Raw genomic sequence first — 22,659 nt, 5'->3', positions numbered from 1 at the left:
TATAGTAAAAACGAGGTGTTGTACTATGATGAAAAAAATCGGGGTCATTACTCTTCTTTTCTTCTTATTATCAACAAATGCGTTCGCAAATACAAATCAACAAATTGAAGTATTTGATTGTCAAAAAGAAATGGTCGTTCAAAAACAATCTTTAGATCCAGCTATTCAAAAAAAAGCTGTTCAATATGCTAAATCCATTACTGGCCCCTTCAAAAACTTAAATGTCGTTCCAAAAGATGGTCACATGATAAAAATTCCTTTATCTAAACCAGTTTCTATTACAAATCAATGGCTACAAACAACAATTGATGAAGTACTTATTCTTCTCCCTCTTAATCAAAAACCTTATATTATGCTTTACGACGATGAAAATAATCCACATTTTTATTATGTAAAAGGTGATCCGAAGGGACTATTGAAAAAAATGAATGTTAAACATAATTGACTAGAAAAAAGAGACTTCATACGCTTATTTTTCGAAGCAGAGGTCTCTTTTTTTACTAACATAATACTTTATAGTGACTAGAGCCTTTATATACCTGCCCCTTCACAAATCCATTTGCACTATAAAATGCATCACCTTGTTTTGTATCTGTATGTAAAACAACTACTTTAAAATTCTTTTCCGCATGAGATAATAGTTTGTTTAATAACGACTTTCCTAGCCCTATACGACGATAGTCCTTTGAAATATAAAATCGCCTTAATCGGCCAATCTTATTATTTTCTGTATATGGATCCTCATTTAACCCTCCTATTCCAATTAACTTTTCCCCTTGAAAAATACCATATAGACATTCACCCGTTTTATTAAATGTGTTTAGTTTGTTTTCATATTCATTTATTAATTTTTTTAGGAAGTTAAAACCTTCTTCTTTACTCTCTTGAACAAGATATTTGAATTCATATTTCATTAAATTTTCTATTTGTTTAATATGTATACCTTTCAAGTCCATCCCCTCCTATGTGTGAAAATACATAAAAATGCTCAAGAATCATTTATTCTGAGCATTTTTATGATTGTTACCTCATTCAATTTGTAGCATGCGTATTCTCTACTCCAGATAATATCCCCTTCAATTCCAGTAAATCATCTATTACTATATCTGCCTGGGCTAGTTCCTCTTCTTGTGCAAAATCAAAATTGCATCCAATCGCAATCAAGCCATTTTCTTTTGCTGCATTTATATCAGATAAACGATCCCCAACTACAGCTGCTTCTTTTATATCATATTTGTTCAAAATACTTTTTACTAAGTCGCTTTTATTAAGTGAGTTTATTTGTTCAATACTAAACGTTTCAGTAACCCATTGATCTAACTCATAATAAGATACGATTGCTTGTAAATATTCAGTTAAACCATTACTAGCAATATAAATTGAACAATTATTTTCTGTTATATATGTAAAAATTCCTTTTACATTCGGATATAAAGCACCTTTTCCGCTCTTAATATTTTCAATTAGTCTTTCTAAAAAATATGCATCTGTTTGTTCTCTTACTTCAAGAGAATGATTCGGTAATAAAGCTTCCCAAACTTTCGGTAAAGGTACACCCATTATTTCACGGTATTTATCAATAGGCGTTACCGTATCCCATAATTGAAGGGATCTTAAGTGATCAAATGTATCATCTAACGATAATTCTAAAATTTTATCTGTTTGAAATAACGTTCCGTCCATATCAAAAATTAATGCTTGTAACATTTCATTCTCTCCTTTTAAATTATAATACAGTTTTACTTGATATATTTTTAAGCATCTCAACGATAATTTCTGAACAATAGTTTGCGGCCGTTTTCGCGAAGTCATCATAAGAAATTTGGGCTTCATCGTCTGCACTGTCAGAAATACATCGTATTACGAGAAACGGTACTTCATTTATGTAGGCAACATGTCCAATTGCTGCACCTTCCATTTCTGTACAATGCGGTGCATATTCATCTATTAATTTCGCTTTTAGGTTTGAATCTTCAACAAAACATTCACCGCTTACGATTCTCCCTTCATGAACTCCAATATGTAAACTACTACTATTGCATGCAGTACGTGCTAACTCCATTAATTTCTTACTTGCGTAAAACTCCTCTTGGAACGGGAATAAGTTTTTCATTTGAGTCTTACTTACATCATGATGAGTTACATTCGTTGAAATAACTATATCGCCAACTTTTACATCTGGATGTAGCCCGCCAGCAACACCTGTATTGATGATAGCATCTACATCAAATTTATGAATTAACGTTTGCGTACATGCGGCTGCATTAACTTTCCCTACACCACATCTTGTAACAATTATTTCTGTTCCCATGAATTCCCCAACGTAAAAAGGCATTCCTGCGATTGTTTGTTCTTCTTGTACAACTAATTTTTCTAAAAGTAAGTCTATTTCAATTTGCATTGCTCCGATAATGCCGATTCTGTTCATGAATGTACTCTCCTTTATTAATTACTCCCTTTAATTCTTTCAGACATAACCGACAATAAAAATTTCGGAAGTACGATTTGTCTCTTTAATCTTTTCGGCTGTGAAAGTAACCTATACAGCCATTCAGTTCCAGTATCCCTCATAATTTTTGGTGCTCTTTTTACAGTACCAGATAATATATCGATCATACCTCCAATACCAATAGATAGTGGAATGTTTAATGTTTGTATGTTTTCATAGATGAATTCTTCTTGTTTTGGTGAACCTAGTCCTACTAGCAATAAGTGCGGCTTGAATTGCTTTATTTTCATTTTTACTTCTTCTATTTCTTCGCCATTTACAAACCCATGCTGTCCTTTAAACTGTGCTCCCGGGAACTGCTCATTTAATTTTTCTAATGCCTTTTTATTACTTTCTGGAGCAGCTCCAAAAAGAAAGACGCGGTATCTATTATCGTTACAATATTTTATTAAATCGTGAGTGATATCTGCCCCAGTGACGCGTTCTTTCAGCGTTCCTTTTAATATTTTCGAGCCAATTATGACACCAATTCCATCCGCTGTTATTAAATCCGCAGATAGTAACATCTTTTTAAACTGTTTAGATTTAGCCGTACTTTCCTTTGCAGACATAACAATTTCAGGATTTGCAGTTACTACAAATCTTGGTTTCTCTTGTTTTTCATGTAGCCAACCTTTTAATAAACTTATAGCTTTTGCATATTCTAAAGTTGAAAAAGGTATTCCCTTTATAAGTTGGTGATTCACTTTACTCTCCCCTTACATAAGTTGCAAATATTCATCAATATCTTTAGAAATTTGTTTAAAGGCTTTATCCCAAAATTCATAGCTCGTTATATCTATTTCAAAATGTTTTTTCATAAGTTCTTCCACTGGAGCTTTTCCTGTTTCTCGTAAAAACTCTTTATATTTCAAATGAAAAGTACTTTTCCTTTCTTTAGCTATTTCTAATAAACTAAAACTAACTAAATATCCAAATGTGTATGGATAATTATAAAAAGGAACATCTGCTATATAAAATTGAATATATTTCATCCACACGAACGGCTGATATTCTGATAATGAATTTCCATATGCTTTTTCTTGCGCTACTATAGATAATTTCTCGATTTGATCAGCACTTAAAGGACTTTCTTTACATTTCTCGTAAAAGTTCTTCTCAAATTCGTACGATGCTCGAATTGCCATTACATAATTAAAACAGTTTCTTATTTTCCAGCTAAGCAATGACTTTTTCATATCTATACTATCTGTTGTTTGAATTAGATAATTTATAAGCACCGTTTCAAAGAAAATAGATGCTGATTCAGCTGTACTCATTGGCAAATAATCATCTAAAAAAGAAGAGGATTGTTCAAAACTCATATTATAAAAATGCCAAGCATGTCCTAGTTCGTGGGCAAGTACTCTTACACTATCGATACTTCCGTCGTAACGCATTGAGATTCGAGATTCTTTCTCACTGAAAAAAGGAGCACAAAATCCACCTGGTGGTTTATTCTCTCTCAGCTCTGCATCTACCCAACCACTTTCTATCGCATGACGTGCAAATTCTGCTAATTCTTCATCTATATTTTTTAATGCATCGTATATGTTTTGTACTGCTACTGAAAAAGGAATAATAACCTCATTATTCTCCTTTACTGTCATAAGTTCATGCCATGTAATCGAAGCTCTACCTTTCTTATACACGTTTAAAGCACTTACTAATTTATCTAGGTTTTCTTCTGTCGCATTCCATATTTGTAATAATACAGTTTCTGAAATGCCATTTGCATGAAAAGATTGAGTTAAAATATCTATGTCTTCTAATTCATTACTCTTTGTATTACGCAATCTTCCTATTTGATTTAATACAGTAGCAAAAATTTCTTTCTCCTTATGTAAAGCACATATTAATGACTCGAATACTTCTAGTCTTTCCTTTTCATTATCACTATTCATTGCAACATGATTTGCTTGTCCAAATGATAATTGCTTATTATTGTGCTCTATTTCTATCCTATTCCTTAATTGTATGTACATATTTTCCCACGCATGTAGTTCAGCTTTTATTAGCCTAGTATTATCAGTAATTTCCACTTCACTTTGCTGTATGACTTGCTGCACTTCACTTTTTAGTTCCTTTACTTTCACAGTCAATCTAGTAATGTCAGATGAAACACTTTCTTCAGCCAATCGACAGTACAAATAGTATTCTGCTTTTTCAATAGCTTGTATAAAATTTGAAAGAATCCCTATATCTTTTGTTACAAAAAATTGTTCTTTTAACTCCAATATTGGAGATAGGATATCTTCATTCGAATACAATGAATCTAAATCCCACTTAGCAATTTCATGCATTTTATAGCCGCCCCCTATTTTTACAAATAGTTACAGATATTTCTCCCTACACAATTATATATGAAATAAATAAATTTTAATATCTTGAAATATTTAGATTTTTATAAACAAAATACTTCAATACATAAAAAAGATGATTCTGTCCACAACAGAATCATCTTTTTTATATATTATATTTAGCATTTTCATACTAATTTCATAAAAAACTAATTTATATATTTAGTAACTCCTTTTTCTTCGCATTAAATTCATCTTCTGTAATAACACCCATATGTAATAATTCCTTAAATTTTTTCAGCTCATCTGCTACAGAAATAGTAACATTACCTTGAAGAAAAAAAGATTGATCAAAAGATCAATCCTTTACTCTACTTCATTTAAGAAAAACAACGTTATAACTCCAGGTCCTGTATGTGCTCCGATTGCTGCACCAATTGTATTTACGATAAATACTTCACAGCCAAATCTTTCTGTAATTAATGCTTTTAACGCTTCAGCTGTTTCTAGATCGTCACCGTGAGTTATACCGATTGTTTGACCTTTAAGTTCTTTTCCACGCTCTTCCATTATATCGACAATTCGGCCAAGTACTTTCTTTTTCCCTCTTACCTTTTCAAGTGGTACAAGTTTTCCTTCTTCCACGTTTAAGATCGGTTTAATGTTTAGTAAACCACCGATAAATCCTGCGACTTTACTTAAACGTCCACCTCTCACTAAGTACTGTAAGTCAGCTACAGTGAAGATATGTTCCATATGGTTCATTAGAAAATCAACACGTTTTAAAATATCTTCTTTTGATGCACCGTCTTTGGCCATTTTAGCAGCTTCTAAAACAACAAGACCTTGACCAAGCGAAGCACATTTCGTATCAATAATTTCTAAATCTAAGTTAGCATATGTTTCTTTTACTTCCTCTTTAATGAGAACTGATGATTGATATGTACCAGACAGTTCAGATGAAAAAGCTAAATATATACAAGGATTACCTTCTTTTGCATAAGAAACAAATTTTTCTTGGAAAGTTTCAAGTGAAGGCAATGACGTTCTATAAACAGCGCCTTCTCTCATTTTTTGCAATAATGTAACTGACTCTAATGTAACTCCATCTAAATACTCTGTTTCTGCTTCATCATAAACACGGAGTGGAATTAAATCAATATCATATGCTTGCAGCAATTCTACCGGTAAATCCGCCGCACTATCCGTAATGATTTTAACACCCATTTTTAAACCTCTATTCTGTTATAAATATAAAAAATATAAAATAAAAATAGTACTTTTAAATTATATACGTAAAACTTAAATGAAGAAAGGAAAACACTTTATATTGTATGCACTATTCTTCAAAACTTGAACTGTTAATACAAATGATTCTATTTTAAACACCTTTTTCTTATTATTTTTCTAAAACACGAATAATTTTATAAGTATTTTGTATCATTATATTTTAATTCTTTATCTTAATATAATCTTTTCAAATTCATACTGTTTAAAATTTAAAAGCCAAATCCAATAAAGGAAATGGCTTTTAAATTTTCATAAAATAACCAAACTTCATTTTCCATCACATTGCTCTCATTATTATTTTAGCGATGTTAAATATTAGTCCAGTTATGAGTAATATTTATAGCCTGTACTATAATTAAAACAGTAAAAGAATCACTAGATAAAAAACAAGTTAAACACTTTATAAAATATTCAATTTAACTAGTAACGCTAATAAAATTTGGAGAAGAATTTGAACATTTACTGCTATGTCTGTATCAGTAGTCGTAACTGTAACATTTCTAGAATTTCTAATAACAGTTTCTTGTTTATTAATTTGTTTAATAGATGATTTTTGAAACAATTCTTGTGCAACACGATCAGCTTTTTCACTATCTGCTATAGAAATACTTATTATAACCACGATAGCTGCTTGTAATGCCGCTTGAATAGATAACGCAGCTTTTGTATCTGTAGTAGTAACTTCTACATCTGCTGAATCGACAATTGTAATTGATTCTTCAGAAATTTGGTAAGTTTTACTTTCTTGCGCAGCTGCTTCTGAAACACTAGCATTTTTAAAAGATGGATGAGGATTTGAGTAATCTAATGCACTCCATTTTTTATTTTCATCTGAATGACATGTTTTGTCCATACGTTCACCCCCTTTCAATCTAAATAATTATTAACTTGTGATTGTATTTCAGAAACAATACTTTTAATTTGCTGCTTTTTTTCTGGCGATAAATTTTTTAGTTTTTCTTCATTTATCCCATGCCTATTAAAAATATCTGAGAGTAAAAGGTCTATAATTATATTCTTTTGATCCTTATCAAACTTAAAGGAAGAAAATTTGTTTAAATCATCCATTTACAATATTCACTCCAATCAATTTTCTATAAAAATTTCAAATAACTAAGAGCATTATATGTAATTTAATAAAAATTGCTTGGACAAGTAACTTAATCTTCTATTTTCCACTTCTTTTTACTAATAACTTCAAAAAGCTGGCTTCTAATAAGAAGTCAGCTTTCTTTCCTTCACTTCACATAAATATAAGTTTCATTTACTGTTAAATAATGTATTTCAACTTTATTTGTAGTTTTCCACACTTGCTTTTTCATTTATCTTGAATATTAATTCAGTCATAATAAGAAGTCCAAGCTTGTACCATATGTTACAACAAAAAACGTTTACTTAGAGTGAAAACTTATAGCTAAATATCAATAGGATAGACACTTTATAAAATGTTTAGTTTAACTAATAAAGCTAATAAAATTTGAAGGAGAATTTGAATATTCACTGCAATATCTGTATCAGTCGTTGTTACGGTTACGTTTCTGGAATTTTTAATAAATGTTTTTTGTCTATTAATTTGTTTAATAGCTGATTTTTGAAATAATTCTTGTGTTATTTTATCTGCCTTTTCACTATCTGCTATAGAAATACTTACTACAACCACAATAGCTGCTTGTAATGCCGCTTGGATAGATAGCGCAGCTTTTGTATCTGTAGTAGTAACTTGTACATCTGCTGAATCAACTATTTCAATATATTCCTCAGAAATTTGATCGATTTTATCTGTTTGTATAGCTTCCTCTAAAAAATTTGTATTTTTACTAAACGAATAATAATTTAATGATTCGCAATCTTCTTTTTTTGGCTCACAATCCTCTTTTTTTGGCTCACAATCCTCTTTTTTTGGTTCACAATCCTCTTTTTTTGGTTCACAATCCTCTTTTTTTAGCTTAGGAGCTCGTTTTTTCGGCTCACAATCCCGATTTAATGGATCTCGGTTTTTCTTTCTTCTACAAACTTCACATTCACACATAAAATCACCCCTTTTAGTCTTAAAAGTTAGCAATATTAAAATATTGACTAACTATTAGCATTTTATGTATTTTTTAAAGATTTGTTTGGACAAGTAACTTAATCTTTTATTTTACTTCTACTTCTTTTTCTAATAAAAGAAAGCTGCCTTCAAATAAGAAGACAGCTTTCTTTGCGACTACTCTGGAATAGATTTCATACAATATAATTGTTCCTTTCTTATAACCTGAACTCGTCACTTTAGTTATAAAAATGTGAGTATATCCTATAACCTTTTTTAGGGATCATCCATAATTTATTTCATAAAAAGTGCTTTATTTTACTGAAAGGTGGTTGCGGAAACAACCGCCTTTTTATTCGGAACAAAATACAAAATAAAACTTTTATATAAAAGGCCCATAATTAAATACACTTAACTTCATATGATATATTGCATCCTTTCTTTTTAGAATGAGTAGTCGTTACTGAAGGGCACTTTTCGAAGTGCTCTTATTTTTAAATCCCTTTTCTTTTTCAGGAGGTTTTTTTTGCTAAATCCTAATACGATTTTTATCACTCAGGCTGGGGATTATTATATTTCCTTACTAGTTCCAATAATATAGTAGCTACACCAATTAAAATAAGCCTATAAACTCTATACGCTTAAATAATAATGCGTTACCAAACACAAGAACTAGTTTTACACTAAATTCACAAGGTTCTTATCCTCTTTTAGTTGAAATTATCATTTCAATACCAGCAAATCTACAACTTCAACTAATAAATTTTGCAAATGTGCTATATCAAGGTTCTTTTGATATAGCATCTTATGTTTTATATAATAAAGATAGTGCTAGTATTCCGAAGGAGGATGGCTATGAGTATCCAAATGGCTACATCTAATGATTTAGAATGGATTAATAATCAATACGACTCAATAGGATTTGTACGAAGTGATTTAAAAAGAGACAAAGTTGCAATTATTACATACAACAATGAGTATGCAGGTGTTGGACGATTAGTCCAAATAGATGAAGATACTTTAGAAATGGGTGGAATTTATATTCTTCCTCAATTTAGAGGGCTACAATTAGCTGGGGATCTTGTTTCATTTTTAGTAGAAACTGCGAAGAAATTACAAGTTCCAAATGTATATTGTCTTCCTTTTGAGGAATTAAAAAACTTTTATAAGAAATATGGCTATACTGAGGTCGATACTCCGAAAGAAGTTGTTCATCCAATTATTCTAGAAAAATATAATTGGTGTTTGGATCATTATGAAAAGCATGTTTTATTATTTAAGTTGTAAAAGTACCTAAAGTGAGTATATATAAATATTAATTATACTTTTCCGCATAGATAATAACCCTAATTTATTTGGTCAACATCAGCTTCTACAAGATATACTATTACTTCTTACGCTGTCTTTTTTCTTAACCTTACTTTTGTATAAATGATTAGTTTGTTTAAAATTACCTTAAATCGTATTCAAATAAACTAATCGAAAGGCCAATTCCTATATAATACAATTAAGTAATTAAAAGGAGCGTTATTTATGATAGATGTAATAAGACTCGTTATCTTTACTGTAGTTGCAATTGGTGCCATTATTAACATATACATAGAATTTAAAAAACCTAAAAAAAGTATATTCTCAATCGTTTTTTTATCAGTACTCTTAATTGGATCCTCAGGGTTAATTAAAAATATTTTATCTCAACTTTTATAGAAGATTGTTTAAAAATCAATCTCCCGTCAATAATGTAAATAACATGATTGTATCTCTCCATTCCCCCTTTAGAGAGGAGCAGTTAGCTTTGGCTAACTGCTCTTTTATTTGAACTATTATCCACAAAATAAGTATCATACGCCTTATCAAAAACATATCCTAGTTTTTCAGCTAGTTTTGCAGATGTAGTATTCGCTGCATCCCAGTTTGGATATATCCCTTTTTCTAAACAGTCCAAGATTAGTGCTGCACTAACTATAGTCGCCAATCCTTTTCTTCTATAATTGTGATCAGTCGCAACTTCAATTTTAACCCCTTTATCATAAATACTATACGATAACAGTTATTAGACTCATGAATGATTTGCAATCTACAAAGATAACCCCATTGTCCTCTTGCACGAATGATATGATACGATACCTTTCATCTCATTAAATGCAATAAGATATTACAATTTCATGCTGACTCACAATCCATTACACTCCATCCCTATACTATATGTTTTTATCTAATACATATAGTATAGGGATGAAATATGAGAAGAGCTTAGACAGTATACTTTTAACCTAGGCATATAGTTACTTATTCATTACACAAATCATGAAATTACGTCTATAATGGGTAAAAACACTTAAATTTCCCTATAAATACATATAACAATTTCATCTTTCATGAAAAAAACGTTATAATGAAGTGTAGCCTCTACGATTACGTTATAAAGGAGATTAAAACAATGGCTAAAATTAAAGTATACCAAGCAAAAGAAGAAAATATGGAAGCAGTAAAAAACATCATTGATGTTGAAGAACAAAATCCAACTGCTGAAAACTTACAAAATCTATACGCATGTGTATTAGATACTGAAGATATGGCATTGCCTGAATCATACATTGAAGAAGATATCTTAATTGATTCTATTGAAGTTATGGTTAACGCTTCTCAAAGCAAAATAAGAGACTTAGGTGCTTACGATGTAATCGAAGTTCAAAACAAAGGTAAGAAAACACAAATTTTATTATTAGCAGACGAAGAATACGAAATCATCGAAGGCTAATCTAAATCCGTACATACGAAAAAGCTCCTTTCCAATTGGAAGGGAGCTTTTTCATTACGCTTTTGATGTTTCGCTCTTTTTATTCTTTTGTTGTTTTTTAATTACCATGCGCTCATTTCCCATAAAGAAAATAAATATGAATGCTAAACCAGCTGGTACCAATGCCCACATAAATGTTTGGACAATTGAGCTAGAAAGAGCATCAATAATTTTATCTAATATTTGCGGTGGAATTTGAGATCTTGCCGATTCTGATAAAATAGCTCTTGAATCTCCTAAAGCGTTTGTATTCATTCCCCCGTTCATACCTTTAAATGCTTCTTCTAATTGATCTTGAAAACCTGTTCTTTGGATCATTCCGAAGATTGTAATACCAAGCGTCATGCCTAATGAACGAATGAAGTTACTCGTTGAAGTCGCAGACCCTCGCTGTTCCATACCAAAGTTGTGGATAGCCGCCATACTTAGTACAGAGAATGAGAAACCAACTCCAAATCCAATAATAATCATATACACTGTTAATAATACACGACTTGTTTCTGGCGTTAATGTGCTTAATAAAAATAGTCCAATTAGCATAATAACAGCAGAAATAATCATAATGTTTCGATAGCTAAGCTTCGTCGTTAAAAACCCACCTAATTGCGCTGTTACAACTGATCCTAACATCATCGGTAATAGTAATAACCCTGAGTTTGTTGCGGTACCTCCGTATACACCTTGAATGAATAACGGAATGTATACAGTTGCTGACATAAACGCAGCACCATAACATAAAGCAATAATGGTACTCATTCCGAATAAGCGCTGCTTAAACATCTCAAATGATATGATTGGCTCTTCTACTTTTCGTTCAATAAAAATAAATGCAATAATTAAAATAGCGAATCCACCAAATAAACTTAAAATAAAGCTAGAATCCCAATCATATTTTTGTCCGCCAAGTTCAAGTGCAAACATTAAAGAAACTACTGCACCAACTAAAGTAATTGCGCCAAACCAATCAATTTTTTGTTTTCTATGAACTCGTGATTCTTTATAAAAGAATGTAATAAAAATAAGTGCTAAAATACCAAGCGGTAAGTTAATGTAAAATACCCAGTGCCAACTAATATAATCTGTAATATATGCGCCAAGTAATGGCCCGAAAATACTTGACAATCCAAATACTGCTCCGAATAAACCACCCATTTTCCCGCGCTTTTCAGGAGGGAAAATATCAAACACGATAGTAAATGCAATCGGTACTAATGCCCCGCCGCCAATACCTTGAATCGCACGATAAATGCCTAACTGTGTAATGTTTTCAGCAGTACCACAAAGTGCCGAACCAATCATAAAGACGATTAAACCAAAAATAAAGAATCTCTTTCTACCATACATATCTGATAGTTTACCGAATATCGGCATACCTGCCATTTCTGCGACCATATAGGCAGAAACGACCCATACAAAGTTTTCAAGACCTCCTAAGTCACCAACGATCGTTCCCATCGCTGTTACGACAATGGTATTATCCATTGATGCCATTAAAATACCTAGCAATAAGCCCGCCACAATAAAGCCGAGCTTATTATTCTTCTCAACCATAACCTTGCTCTCCCTCATACTACTTATATTTGTTTATGTTCTTTTACGACTGTATTACCCTTTTGATTAAAACTAGTATGATATTCTACAACACTAATTTCACACCCAGGGCCAATTGTAACGTTGTTTCCTCTCACTATGTCAGCAATCGTATGTTCTAAATAAATATCATCTCCTTCAACAATTGAAGTTTGAAGGTTTCCAACATGACTAATAAAAGGAAGAAATCTCGCTTTTTTACGAATCGTAATTTTTTTACCACCAATTTCTCTTACCTTACTTCCTTCATAACGAAGTGAGATTTGAATATTTTCACCATTAAGTAATCCATCACTTTCAAGACCACCAGTTAATGATAAATCTTCTACTTCAATATTTCCCCTCACATTTAAAGCACCTTTTACATCGACAAAATCACCTGAAAACTTCCCAGCAATATCTATCATACCTCTAACTTTTGTTTTTTCAATATGTGCATCACCATGCATTTTTGTATTACCATATACTTTTACATATTCTGCATCTACAGTTCCTTGTACTTCACTATCTCCATACACAACATAATTTTTTACTTTCATATTCCCCCGTACATCACTCGTGCCGTACGTTTTAAATTCATTACAGCTCATATCATTAGAAATCGTTCCTTCACCGCGAATCTTCACTTTATTATAATCTCCGCCTGCTGAATTACCGGAACCATTTACTGTGAGACTATGTGGATGTTCCATATTACTTTCTCCTTCCCATTAAACCTGCTTAATTTCTTTTACATTTGCGCTTTTATCAACAGTAAGAACACCTGTATATTCAATGAGTTCAATCTCACAGTTCGGTCCTACTGTAATATTGTTTCCTCTTACCGTTCTTATGTGAGCATAATCAATATCAATATTGTCACCTTCTAATAGTTCAGCTTCTAATTGCAAGCCAAATACTGTTTTAAATAGCCTACTTAATGTACCTGATCTATGTCTTACTTTAATCGTTTGACCACCAATTTCTTTCGCGCGACATGTACCGTGAATATTAATATTTATTTCATCAGCGCTTAATAATCCGCCAATTGTAAATTGTCCTTCTGAAGAAAAAGTATCCACTTCACAATTACCGTCAATTGTTGCTTGACCATTGACTTTAAATTCTTCACCTGTGACATTTCCGCCTATCGTACCTTTTCCTGCAATTTTCAAACTGTTTGCCTTTACATTTTGCGTAATTGTAGCTTTTCCATCAATTCGCATCGTTTCAGCATGAACTGTGCCATCAACTTTACCAGATCCGCTAATTCGTGCTCTGCTACTTTTCAAATCGCCAGTAACTGCACCGTAACCGTTACATTCAAATTGCTCACATTCAACATTTCCATTCACAGTTCCTTTTCCGTTTAATTGCACTTTATGAAACTCGCCGCCATTCGATGAACCGTAACCATTTATAATCAAATTATCTGTACGCATACTTTCTCCTCCACTACAACAATTTAGTTTTTAATGCTTCGGTATATTTCATAATCGCTTCGCGTAAAACGATTTTGGTGCCTTTTTCAAAAATTAAGTCATCCACGTTTGAAACTAAGAAACATGTAGAAATCCCTAACTTTCGGACAATGATTAAGTCACACGTTTTATGTTTCATTGCTTCATAATTTTCACTTAAAACTTGCAAGACCATTTTTCCTTCTTCTAAACTAATCTCTCCCGATTGTAGTAATTCTTCTAACATGTACACATAAAGAATATCTACAAATTGAAACTCTGCTGTTTTATTCGTTTGTTCTATGAAAAATTGTAAAACTGGTTCTGATGCAATCCCTTTACGTAAAACGTCTTCCTTTGTTAAAAGAATTTCTCTCACACTCGGTGAGAACATATTCGCTAGTTCATCAAGTGATAGATCCTCTTTCATCGTTTGGATTTTATCAATTCGCTCTAAAATCTTTTCTTTCGGAAAAAATGTCTCCTGACCCGTGAATGTAGACTTTCGTACAAACCAATCTTCCGGTATTAAATTTTTTCTTTTCCACCTATATAACTGTCCGTATGAAATACCAGTAAGTTCTAATAAATCTTTTTTTGAAATTAAATCTGTACTCAACTGTATAACACTCCTTCCTGATAACAATGTAACATAACACTGTTACGTTGTAAATGGACTTTTATCACAAGTAGCGTAACAATGTGTAAAACAATCCTATTTTACATACAAAAAGGCTCTTATACACCTCATAAAAAATGCATAAGAACCTTTATCTATCAAGGTTTAAACCATATTCTATAAAAATCAATCCACCCTTGTGAATTAATCATTATATTTTGTACTTTTTCATGAGAAGTTACTTGTTGTTTGTTGCGATATAAAGGAATAACATGAATTTGACGTAACAATGTGTCCTCAATATCGCGTAACAGTGTAACTCTTTCCTCTACTTGTTCTTGTTTAAAATAAGGGGACAATAATTTATGAAAATCCACGCTGCTTTGCCCATGAATAAAACTGTTTTTTGTAAGAAACATATATAATAAACTATCTTCTATTCGTTCGCTAATTGTTGCGCTATCATGCATCATATCAGCCTTTTGTATCGTACTAATTTCTAAAAGATCTTCTATTTCAAGAAAATTGGTTTCTACACGAATCCCGTACTTCGCACACTCTTTTTGTATCCATTGTGCATCTTCAACGTGATCTCGTCCTGTAAATGTGTATAGTTGTAGCACTTCACTATGATACGTACTCCTTTTAATTAAACTTTGGATATCTTCGTCAATATCTACTATACTTTCATTTGCTAATATTAGTTTCTTTGCCACTTCTCCACGTTCTCCGCCGAGTTCTTGAACGATTTTATCACCATGAATAATTTTGTATAGCGCTTTTCGAAACAGCTCATCTTGCATTGGCCCTTTTTTTACAAGATTACACGTTACATATGTCACATTCGATTCAAGCCGTGAAAGTTCTTTATTAAGATTTTCTTTATCTTTATACTGTGCCTTTACTAATACGTCATATGTATTTACATTTTGCTCTACATTCAATAGTTCAATTCGGTCAAGAAAAGGTCTTTCACGATAATATAAATCATGTACTTCTAATGCAAATAAATGTGTATTCTTCTCTTGTAATATAAAAGGTCCTGTACCTATGAAGTTTCCCGCTTCATCTTCCTTTACGATAGAACATTGTTCTGCACTTAGCATATGTAAAAACATCCTATTTTCCGTATGTAATTGAATTTCAACAACAAATTCATCCACTGCACGGAAACTTTCAACATGTTGTAACATCCATGCATGTGGGTTGTTTTCAGCTTTCATAAATCGTTTTAATGAATGTATGACATGATGTGCAGTAAGTCGTTTCCCATTATGAAGACGAACGCCTTTTCGTAAATAAAAAGTCCATACCTTTTCAGCATCATCATATTCCCATTGAAAAGCAAGCCTTGGTTCTATAGAGTTTGTTTCCTCATTTACATATACAAGTGTATCAAAAATATGTTTAACCATATGACATTCCGATCGCATCGTAGCGTAAACCGGATCTAAAGCGATATCTAGATTCATTTGTACTTGCAAACGAAGGACATCTCTTCTCCCTTCAGATGTCATTTCTATTTTATGACCAAATATTGAATCAATCCATGACTGATATTCACTCTGTACGGATGAAAATAGCGAGCTATAGCGTTCCACAAATTCGATTCCGCTCCTCACATCCCCTTTTTTCGTTATTTCTTTTCCCTTATCTAAAATTAATGACTTCGGATGCTTTCGAAATATTACTTTAGAACGCCTCCCTCTCCCTCGTCCTGGAAACCAAGCAATCCAATTTAACTCATCTAATTTTTTTATAATCAATTTACTATTACGTTCTGTACAAAATAATGTTTCGGATATATTTTGGACTGTTATTTCTAATTGTTCTCCTTCTTTTTTCCCTTTCCCATAGGCAACCCATAGTTCAATGTATTGATCTAAAATAAACATCATATTCCCCCTAAAAGGTGAAAAATACTCCCTATTCTTTTTACCCTTTTTCCATTTCTCCTTTCATCTTATCATTTCAATATAGAAAGGAGGAAATAATATTGAATCATCTCTTATTACGTTACAATAAACCAATCATCATTAGACTGTGCGGTGAATTATTAACTCGAACAACAGAATCCATGTTAGCTATCATTATGATTATTTACGTTAATAAGATGCTAAACGGCAATATTATGATGACTATGCTTATTTTCGGGTTACAACCGCTTTCGGACATTATATTTACACTTATTGCTGGAAGAGTGACTGATAAATATGGGCGAAAGAAAATTATGTTACTCGGCTTACTGCTGCAAGGTGTTGCAATCGGCAGCTTCATCTTTGCTCAATCCGTTTTTATATTTGCTTTGTTATATGTCATAAATGGGGTTGGCCGTTCCTTATATATTCCTGCTCAACGTGCACAAATAGCTGATTTAACAAAACAAAATCAGCAAGCAGAAATCTTCTCTCTTCTGCAAACGATGGGAGCAATAGGTACCCTAATCGGCCCTTTAATTGGTACTATTTTTTATAAGACTCACCCTGAATATGTATTTACAGTACAAAGCATTGCACTTATAGTATATGCAGTCGTTGTTTGGACGCAGCTTCCAGAAACCGCTCCGGCAATGACAACACCAACGCAAAAATTTGAAGTAACATCTCCAAAACAATTTGTACACAAACATTACGCAGTATTTGGACTTATGATTTCTACACTTCCTATTAGCTTTTTTTATGCACAAACTGAGACGAATTATCTTATTTTCGCGAAACATAATTTTCCGGATTTCGAACTCACACTCGTTTTTATTTCAACATGCAAAGCTATTATGGAAATCTTTCTGCAAGTTTTCCTCGTGAAATGGTCTGAAAGATTTTCTATGGCGAAAATTATTCTTATTTCTTACACATGCTATACAATAGCTGCAATTGGCTACGGGCTTTCAGCAACAATCGCGTCACTATTTTTTACATTACTCTTTTTAGTCATTGGTGGAAGCATCGCTTTAAACCATTTACTTCGATTTGTTTCAGAAATCGCCCCTACAGATAAACGTGGATTGTATTTTTCAATTTACGGGTTACATTGGGATATATCCCGAACGTGCGGTCCTGTACTTGGTGCCGTTTTATTAAGTAAACTAAACGGTAGCATGCTATTTTATATTTGTGCTTGTTTCTTAATAATTGGGGGCATTATTCAAGCTCTTTTTGTTCAAAATTTAGAGCGTAATAAAATAAAAAAAGACATTTCGGAGCATACTCCCCATGTTTTATAGGCTGCATTCCCCACCCTTTTAACAGTAAAAAGAAGGATGTCACAAAAGTCTCGATGACCTTTGTGACATCCTTTCTTTATTACCCTGCCATTTTATTAATACTATCCTCAGGCGAAAATACCGAAATATGATTTACCTTACCAGTCGATTTTGAAATAATGAATTTTAACTCAAACTGATTGTTTACTTTATATACATATATTTTATCTTCCCCATTTACTTTAACTGCAGCTGGTTTTCCTAAAGCTTTCTCTATTTCTTGAAATGTAATTGATTTTAGTTCTGCATGATAGGAGCGTACATCAAAAACTTGTGATCCTTTATTAAAACCGAAGGAAACATTTTTATTTGTAAAAGTTGCGTACATTCCGTTTCCTGCTTGTTCTGTTTTATCTGCTTTCCCCCACGCTTTTTCTATTTCTTCAATATCTCCTGTATGAGCTGCGAACGGAACATTAGGTACTTTTCCTTCTTTCGCTAGTTCAAATAATTCTTTAACATGGTTAATTGATTTTTGATTGATTACTGTATCTTTCGTGCTTGGATCTATCTTTGGTTTTGTTGACCCTGCCTTATTTGATTTTTCATCAGGCTCTTTCTTTTCTTCAGAAGTATTATTCTGTTCATTTTTACTATTTTCCGTTGTTGGATCTGTTTCCTTTTTTTCGTCTGTTCCTTTACATGCTACTAATGCAAAAATACATGTAAAAGCGAGAAATAACATACCTATCTTTACATACACTCTCATACATTTCAGCCCCCTATCATAATCTGATTCATTTCGATAACCAATCCATTACACCTCTTTTCAAATTGTGTTTGTTCCAAAAAGTAAATACTTCACTCTCGCCCAATGCTTGTGCAACATATTCTACAAAAGCTGTTCCTAAAAAATAACCGAGTCGGTTGTATCCAAAATATTGTCCGCCAGATAACCGAAACCACTCTTTCTCTTTTTCAAACGTCCATCCTTCTATATAATCTTTCAAAAAACGTTTCTTTATTTGTTCTTCATTTTCTATATAATATTGTAACCAACGTTCACCATCATCGTCATATGAGTAATACACGGATTCATTTAAACCTTTCACAATTTGCTTTGATACGTATGTTGCAACACCTTCACGATACAAATTAACTGCCGCATCGGTCCACTCAGCTTTCTCCCAATCCATTCCATTATTTTGTAACATAACATTATGATATATATGCCCTATTTCGTGAGCGACAATAACACGAAGGTGATTTAAATTTGGAGATAATTTTTCTGCGGCAAAAAACATATCTCCAATAATCTCTCTTTCTACAAATGCATTTGATCCAAATCCTCCAACAAATAAATGAAATTTCATTTTTACATCAAAGTTAAATTTATTATGATATGCATTTGTTACCTCTTGGATAATGATTGGTAATGTTTTAGTAATGATACGAATGTCTTCTATTTTTGCGGGATATTGTTTTATGGCATTAGAAAGACGTTCATTCGTATTAGGACAATGATACTTAAAGTATTCTTCAAATATCTCTGGATGCGAAGTGAAGTATTGATTGAGGACTGCTAATTCTACGTCGGTGCTTTCCCATAATTTTAAAAAACTTGGAATTGTATTGTTTATCATTTTTCCATCTCCTTATATATCCCTTCTCGCCATTTACACTGCACTCCTTCCTTAAATAGAAAAAAGCTGCCCAAAAAGGACAGCTTTACATATGTATTTTTACACTTCGATTGACTTACCATCTTCAACAATATGGTAAAGTAAGTGAGCTAAATGATGAATTGGACCATATTCTTCCTCTTCCTCATCCGTTTCGCCTTGGAATTCAAGATCATTTAAGTATAGTGCTAAAAATTGATAGTATAATTTTAAGTCAAATCCGTAACACGCAGTTGGCTCTTCATGATCTCCTTCATATTGTAGCATTAAGTATTGATCATTTCCTTCTGCATCTTCTGCGTCAAAGAATACGAAGAATCCAACGTTTGTATCTAAATCAAATAGATGACGAGTACCTTTTTCTGTCGCTTTATTGAAGTCCTCTTCACTTAATTTATGTACTGTTGTCGCTTTAGCATTATCTTCTTGATGAAAATTTACTGTAAATGTTTTCAATGCTGACACCTCCTGATTGTATAATACTAGCATAACATATAAAAAGGACTGCTTACAAATGTAAACAGTCCTTACATTCATTTTCGCATTGCTCGCAATAAGAAACTTACGATGAAGATTAAAATAATCGCACCAATTAAAGCTGGAATAATTGCATATCCGCCGATTACTGGGCCGAAACTACCAAGTAATTTCCCACCAATCCAAGAACCAATAATACCAGCAATAATATTACCAATTACACCGCCTGGTACATCCCTACCAGTAATTAAGCTAGCAAGCCACCCTAATATACCACCAACGATTAAAGACCAAATCATATGATAACCTCCTTTATATTTCACCAATCAAAATATAATTAGAAACAATTGCTTACCATTAGTTATGTTACATTTTTCATAAGTTATTCATGGAGCATAACTGTATTTTTTTGTAAAAATGATACATGTTAATTAACTTTTTAGACTAACGATTTATGCAGCTTGAGATATTACACTTATTATGGACAATCGGGCTTCAATATTGTCCGCATAAACTCTTCTTTAAATGCAGGATAATTAAAACCAACCGCAATTCTTTGTATCGGCCGATCATCAAACCTCGTCGGCTCAGCTATTTTTCTAAAGTCAGCCACACTTTGTCCTCTTGTTACGTCATTTGTCGTACTAATCCAAACTGCAGATTTTTTATATTCAAAAATATCATCATTTATAAATGAAATGAACGGAAGCAAATCGTGAATCGGACTTCCAGCAATACCCGGGTATTCTTTTTTATAAAAGTTCTCATAATAAAAATCAATCATTGGTTTAATAAGCTTTGCCTGCCCTGTTCCTTCTTTATTAATAATATCCACCATTTCAGGCGTAATTAGGGCCTGTTGCGTTACATTTAATGGATAAATAGTCGCATTCTTTGCGTACTTCATTACAATATTTGCAGCAATTGGATCTCCATAAAAATTTGCCTCCGATACAGGAGTAACGTTACCAGGAAATAAAAACGCACCGCCCATAATATAATACGAACATATTTTATCCATTACATTTGGATATAATAAAAATAATGTTGCCAATGTTGTTAATCGTCCTGTCGCTACGATAATAATATCTTCTGGACAAGGCTCAATTAATTTAATTAATTCACAAAAATTTTCCCGTTTACAAATCCTCATTTCAGGTGGAATAATGGGACCTAAGCCGTGCTCTCCATGAATTTCAGGAAAAAACAAAGGTTCTTCAGCTGTCATCGGTCTTGCTGCACCCTCAATGATTTTTACTTCTGTAGCATAGTATCTTTCTAAAAAATACACATTTTCTGTTACGATTTCTCGCGATACATTCCCATATTCAGCAACAATACCTAAAATATCTAATTTACATGTTTTATTTGCATAAATTAACGCCACAGCATCATCAATACCAAAGTCTCCAAAAAAGATGATTTTCTTATTAACTATACTCACCCCTCTTCAGCATTATCTACTATTATTAGTATGTAAAAAAGACAAGGCTGTGAAACGGTGCAAACTAAAAAAGCCGCCTATTTATTGGCGACTTCAATCTTTTTATAAGATAAATATGCTAGCACATTTTTACTTGAATCATACTTTGGATTATTTCCTTTTCTTGGTTCTCTCGTATGTGTTTTTTCAAATCCAGGAATATCCGGCATTTTCTCCATAAATTCAAGCATTTCTTCTTCAGTTCCTTCAATACGTACGCGAATCATTATTACATTTCCTCAATTCTCATTTTCTCTGTTACTAAGTATAACGTACTTTGGAAAGACTGCAAGAAATTTATCTTTTTAATGTTAAACTTTTTCTACATACAAACAATGCCATTTCAGTATAAAACGATATAATTTTATTATTTTCATATTGAATGTTAAAGAATTCTTGCATTTCAACTGATGTTTTCATCATACATTCTGTTAACTTCACCCGCTTCTGCAAAGGTACATTCATCATATCGCACCACCAGTCAAAATCAAATTTCTTGTCAAAAGTAAGACATGACTGCATTTGCAAACCATTTTTCTCTAATAAGGTAATCCATTCTGTTTTTTTCAAAGCCCGTTCATGACTCGGATCCCGCTTTTTTTCTATAAAATTATAAAATGTATCGTATTCATTATTTTCCGGTGAAACATTATCTATTAAAATAAACAATCCATTATCTTCTAACGTACGATTTACTTCATAAATAAACTGAGCTGGATTCGTAAAGTGATGTGCTGCAATTCGGCACGTAATTGTATCAAAAGAACTATCAGAAAACGGTAAACTCTCAGCGTTTCCAGCAACAAAAGACACATTTTCATGGCCGTTACTTATAATAAATTTTTTTGCATTCTCTAACATTTTTTCTGTTAAGTCTAAAGCAACTACTTCGTTAAACAATGGCGCTAATACATTTGCAACATGTCCTCCGCCAGTAGCAATATCAAGAAGACGATTATTATGACGAGACTCAACTTGTTGAACTACATATTGTAAATCCGGTCCTTTAGCATGAATTTTACTTTTTACATACTTCTCCGCATTATTACCAAACTGTTGTTTCACAAGCTCTTCTTTACTCATTTTATCATCTTCTTTCTATTGTTATTTACATATAGAATTCATATAATAATTAAAGTTCTCTTTATGTATTTTCAAATCCTCTTTTCAGCTCACTTCTTATCATGCTGTCCTATCATCAACATAAAATCGATTTTCCGTTTACATATAAAACAAAAAAGGCTACGGGAACTTGTCCCC

24 protein-coding genes and 3 pseudogenes are annotated in these 22,659 nt (G+C 32.3%); 4 read left to right on the top strand and 23 right to left on the bottom strand.

What is annotated here, in order from left to right; all coding sequences use genetic code 11:
* The first annotated feature begins 25 nt into the window (after positions 1–25).
* A complete protein-coding gene (locus BAQ46_RS12100; RefSeq protein ID WP_000976095.1) occupies positions 26–445 on the top strand; it encodes a hypothetical protein in 420 nt (139 codons plus the stop codon).
* Positions 446–500: 55 nt separating this feature from the next.
* Here BAQ46_RS12100 and BAQ46_RS12095 read toward each other — a convergent pair whose 3' ends face one another.
* The 10 genes and pseudogenes from BAQ46_RS12095 to BAQ46_RS31355 form a co-directional block, all read right to left on the bottom strand.
* Entirely contained in the window at positions 501–950 is a 450-nt protein-coding gene (locus BAQ46_RS12095) for a GNAT family N-acetyltransferase (protein ID WP_071741972.1), read from the bottom strand.
* Positions 951–1,032: 82 nt separating this feature from the next.
* A pseudogene (locus BAQ46_RS31530) lies at positions 1,033–2,428 on the bottom strand (5'-methylthioadenosine/adenosylhomocysteine nucleosidase).
* Between the two features lie 17 nt (positions 2,429–2,445).
* On the bottom strand, positions 2,446–3,195 hold the full coding sequence (locus BAQ46_RS12085; RefSeq protein ID WP_061130570.1) for a WecB/TagA/CpsF family glycosyltransferase: 750 nt from the start codon (positions 3,193–3,195) through the stop codon (positions 2,446–2,448).
* Between the two features lie 12 nt (positions 3,196–3,207).
* Entirely contained in the window at positions 3,208–4,791 is a 1,584-nt protein-coding gene (locus tag BAQ46_RS12080) for a M3 family metallopeptidase (RefSeq protein WP_061130569.1), read from the bottom strand.
* Between the two features lie 211 nt (positions 4,792–5,002).
* Positions 5,003–5,107 (bottom strand): annotated as a pseudogene (locus BAQ46_RS12075) (SHOCT domain-containing protein); the annotation flags it as partial.
* A 47-nt stretch (positions 5,108–5,154) separates the two neighbouring features.
* Entirely contained in the window at positions 5,155–6,015 is an 861-nt protein-coding gene (locus BAQ46_RS12070; protein WP_000538272.1) for a DegV family protein, read from the bottom strand.
* 463 nt (positions 6,016–6,478) lie between these two features.
* Positions 6,479–6,931, bottom strand: a complete 453-nt coding sequence (locus BAQ46_RS12065; RefSeq protein ID WP_000361679.1) for a spore coat protein — start codon at positions 6,929–6,931, stop codon at positions 6,479–6,481.
* Positions 6,932–6,945: 14 nt separating this feature from the next.
* Positions 6,946–7,146 carry a spore coat protein W gene (locus BAQ46_RS12060; protein WP_000342253.1) on the bottom strand — a complete coding sequence of 67 codons (201 nt, stop codon included), beginning with the start codon at positions 7,144–7,146 and terminating at the stop codon, positions 6,946–6,948.
* A gap of 370 nt (positions 7,147–7,516) precedes the next feature.
* Positions 7,517–8,107 (bottom strand): spore coat protein, encoded by a 591-nt coding sequence (locus BAQ46_RS12055; protein WP_000333022.1) that lies wholly within the window; start codon positions 8,105–8,107, stop codon positions 7,517–7,519.
* A gap of 106 nt (positions 8,108–8,213) precedes the next feature.
* On the bottom strand, positions 8,214–8,345 hold the full coding sequence (locus BAQ46_RS31355) for a hypothetical protein (protein WP_000204198.1): 132 nt from the start codon (positions 8,343–8,345) through the stop codon (positions 8,214–8,216).
* 617 nt (positions 8,346–8,962) lie between these two features.
* Here BAQ46_RS31355 and BAQ46_RS12050 point away from each other — a divergent pair.
* A complete protein-coding gene (locus tag BAQ46_RS12050; protein ID WP_000027225.1) occupies positions 8,963–9,394 on the top strand; it encodes a GNAT family N-acetyltransferase in 432 nt (143 codons plus the stop codon).
* Between the two features lie 502 nt (positions 9,395–9,896).
* Here the strand turns inward: BAQ46_RS12050 and BAQ46_RS12040 are convergent.
* Positions 9,897–10,151: pseudogene (locus BAQ46_RS12040) on the bottom strand (GNAT family N-acetyltransferase); the annotation flags it as partial.
* Positions 10,152–10,547: 396 nt separating this feature from the next.
* Here BAQ46_RS12040 and BAQ46_RS12035 point away from each other — a divergent pair.
* Positions 10,548–10,868, top strand: a complete 321-nt coding sequence (locus tag BAQ46_RS12035) for a hypothetical protein (RefSeq protein WP_001062732.1) — start codon at positions 10,548–10,550, stop codon at positions 10,866–10,868.
* Between the two features lie 54 nt (positions 10,869–10,922).
* On the opposite strand, the gene BAQ46_RS12030 is transcribed toward BAQ46_RS12035, so the two are convergent.
* From BAQ46_RS12030 to BAQ46_RS12010, 5 genes are all read right to left on the bottom strand, one after another.
* Entirely contained in the window at positions 10,923–12,458 is a 1,536-nt protein-coding gene (locus BAQ46_RS12030; RefSeq protein ID WP_000229602.1) for an MDR family MFS transporter, read from the bottom strand.
* A gap of 23 nt (positions 12,459–12,481) precedes the next feature.
* Positions 12,482–13,189 (bottom strand): hypothetical protein, encoded by a 708-nt coding sequence (locus tag BAQ46_RS12025; protein ID WP_000400898.1) that lies wholly within the window; start codon positions 13,187–13,189, stop codon positions 12,482–12,484.
* Positions 13,190–13,207: 18 nt separating this feature from the next.
* The gene (locus BAQ46_RS12020) at positions 13,208–13,918 is read right to left on the bottom strand and encodes a bactofilin family protein (protein ID WP_001258379.1); all 711 of its coding nucleotides are present in this window, start codon (positions 13,916–13,918) and stop codon (positions 13,208–13,210) included.
* 13 nt (positions 13,919–13,931) lie between these two features.
* Positions 13,932–14,555 carry a YhbD family protein gene (locus BAQ46_RS12015; RefSeq protein WP_000102254.1) on the bottom strand — a complete coding sequence of 208 codons (624 nt, stop codon included), beginning with the start codon at positions 14,553–14,555 and terminating at the stop codon, positions 13,932–13,934.
* 158 nt (positions 14,556–14,713) lie between these two features.
* Positions 14,714–16,450 (bottom strand): ABC transporter substrate-binding protein, encoded by a 1,737-nt coding sequence (locus BAQ46_RS12010; protein ID WP_061130343.1) that lies wholly within the window; start codon positions 16,448–16,450, stop codon positions 14,714–14,716.
* A gap of 101 nt (positions 16,451–16,551) precedes the next feature.
* Here BAQ46_RS12010 and BAQ46_RS12005 point away from each other — a divergent pair, with 101 nt between their 5' ends.
* A complete protein-coding gene (locus tag BAQ46_RS12005) occupies positions 16,552–17,778 on the top strand; it encodes an MDR family MFS transporter (protein ID WP_001016135.1) in 1,227 nt (408 codons plus the stop codon).
* A gap of 79 nt (positions 17,779–17,857) precedes the next feature.
* On the opposite strand, the gene BAQ46_RS12000 is transcribed toward BAQ46_RS12005, so the two are convergent.
* The 7 genes from BAQ46_RS12000 to BAQ46_RS11970 all read right to left on the bottom strand — a co-directional run bounded on the left by BAQ46_RS12000 (position 17,858) and on the right by BAQ46_RS11970 (position 22,482).
* Positions 17,858–18,526: a YjgB family protein gene (locus BAQ46_RS12000; RefSeq protein ID WP_071741971.1), complete on the bottom strand. Its 669-nt coding sequence runs from the start codon at positions 18,524–18,526 to the stop codon at positions 17,858–17,860.
* A gap of 28 nt (positions 18,527–18,554) precedes the next feature.
* Positions 18,555–19,400, bottom strand: a complete 846-nt coding sequence (locus BAQ46_RS11995; RefSeq protein ID WP_000609539.1) for a gluzincin family metallopeptidase — start codon at positions 19,398–19,400, stop codon at positions 18,555–18,557.
* Positions 19,401–19,499: 99 nt separating this feature from the next.
* Complete coding sequence (locus tag BAQ46_RS11990) at positions 19,500–19,895, bottom strand: hypothetical protein (protein ID WP_000847587.1); 396 nt, start codon at positions 19,893–19,895, stop codon at positions 19,500–19,502.
* Between the two features lie 77 nt (positions 19,896–19,972).
* Positions 19,973–20,215, bottom strand: coding sequence for a GlsB/YeaQ/YmgE family stress response membrane protein (locus BAQ46_RS11985; RefSeq protein ID WP_000638307.1), 243 nt, complete (start codon positions 20,213–20,215; stop codon positions 19,973–19,975).
* A gap of 179 nt (positions 20,216–20,394) precedes the next feature.
* Positions 20,395–21,360, bottom strand: coding sequence for a nucleoside hydrolase (locus BAQ46_RS11980; protein ID WP_000029504.1), 966 nt, complete (start codon positions 21,358–21,360; stop codon positions 20,395–20,397).
* A 77-nt stretch (positions 21,361–21,437) separates the two neighbouring features.
* On the bottom strand, positions 21,438–21,626 hold the full coding sequence (locus BAQ46_RS11975) for a YvzF family protein (RefSeq protein WP_000621882.1): 189 nt from the start codon (positions 21,624–21,626) through the stop codon (positions 21,438–21,440).
* A gap of 70 nt (positions 21,627–21,696) precedes the next feature.
* Positions 21,697–22,482, bottom strand: a complete 786-nt coding sequence (locus tag BAQ46_RS11970; protein WP_000031333.1) for a class I SAM-dependent methyltransferase — start codon at positions 22,480–22,482, stop codon at positions 21,697–21,699.
* Positions 22,483–22,659 lie beyond the last annotated feature (177 nt).

The sequence above is a fragment of the Bacillus paranthracis genome (genome assembly GCF_001883995.1).
Classification (GTDB): Bacteria; Bacillota; Bacilli; order Bacillales; family Bacillaceae_G; genus Bacillus_A; species Bacillus_A paranthracis.
This window is presented reverse-complemented; position numbering and strand designations above follow the sequence as displayed.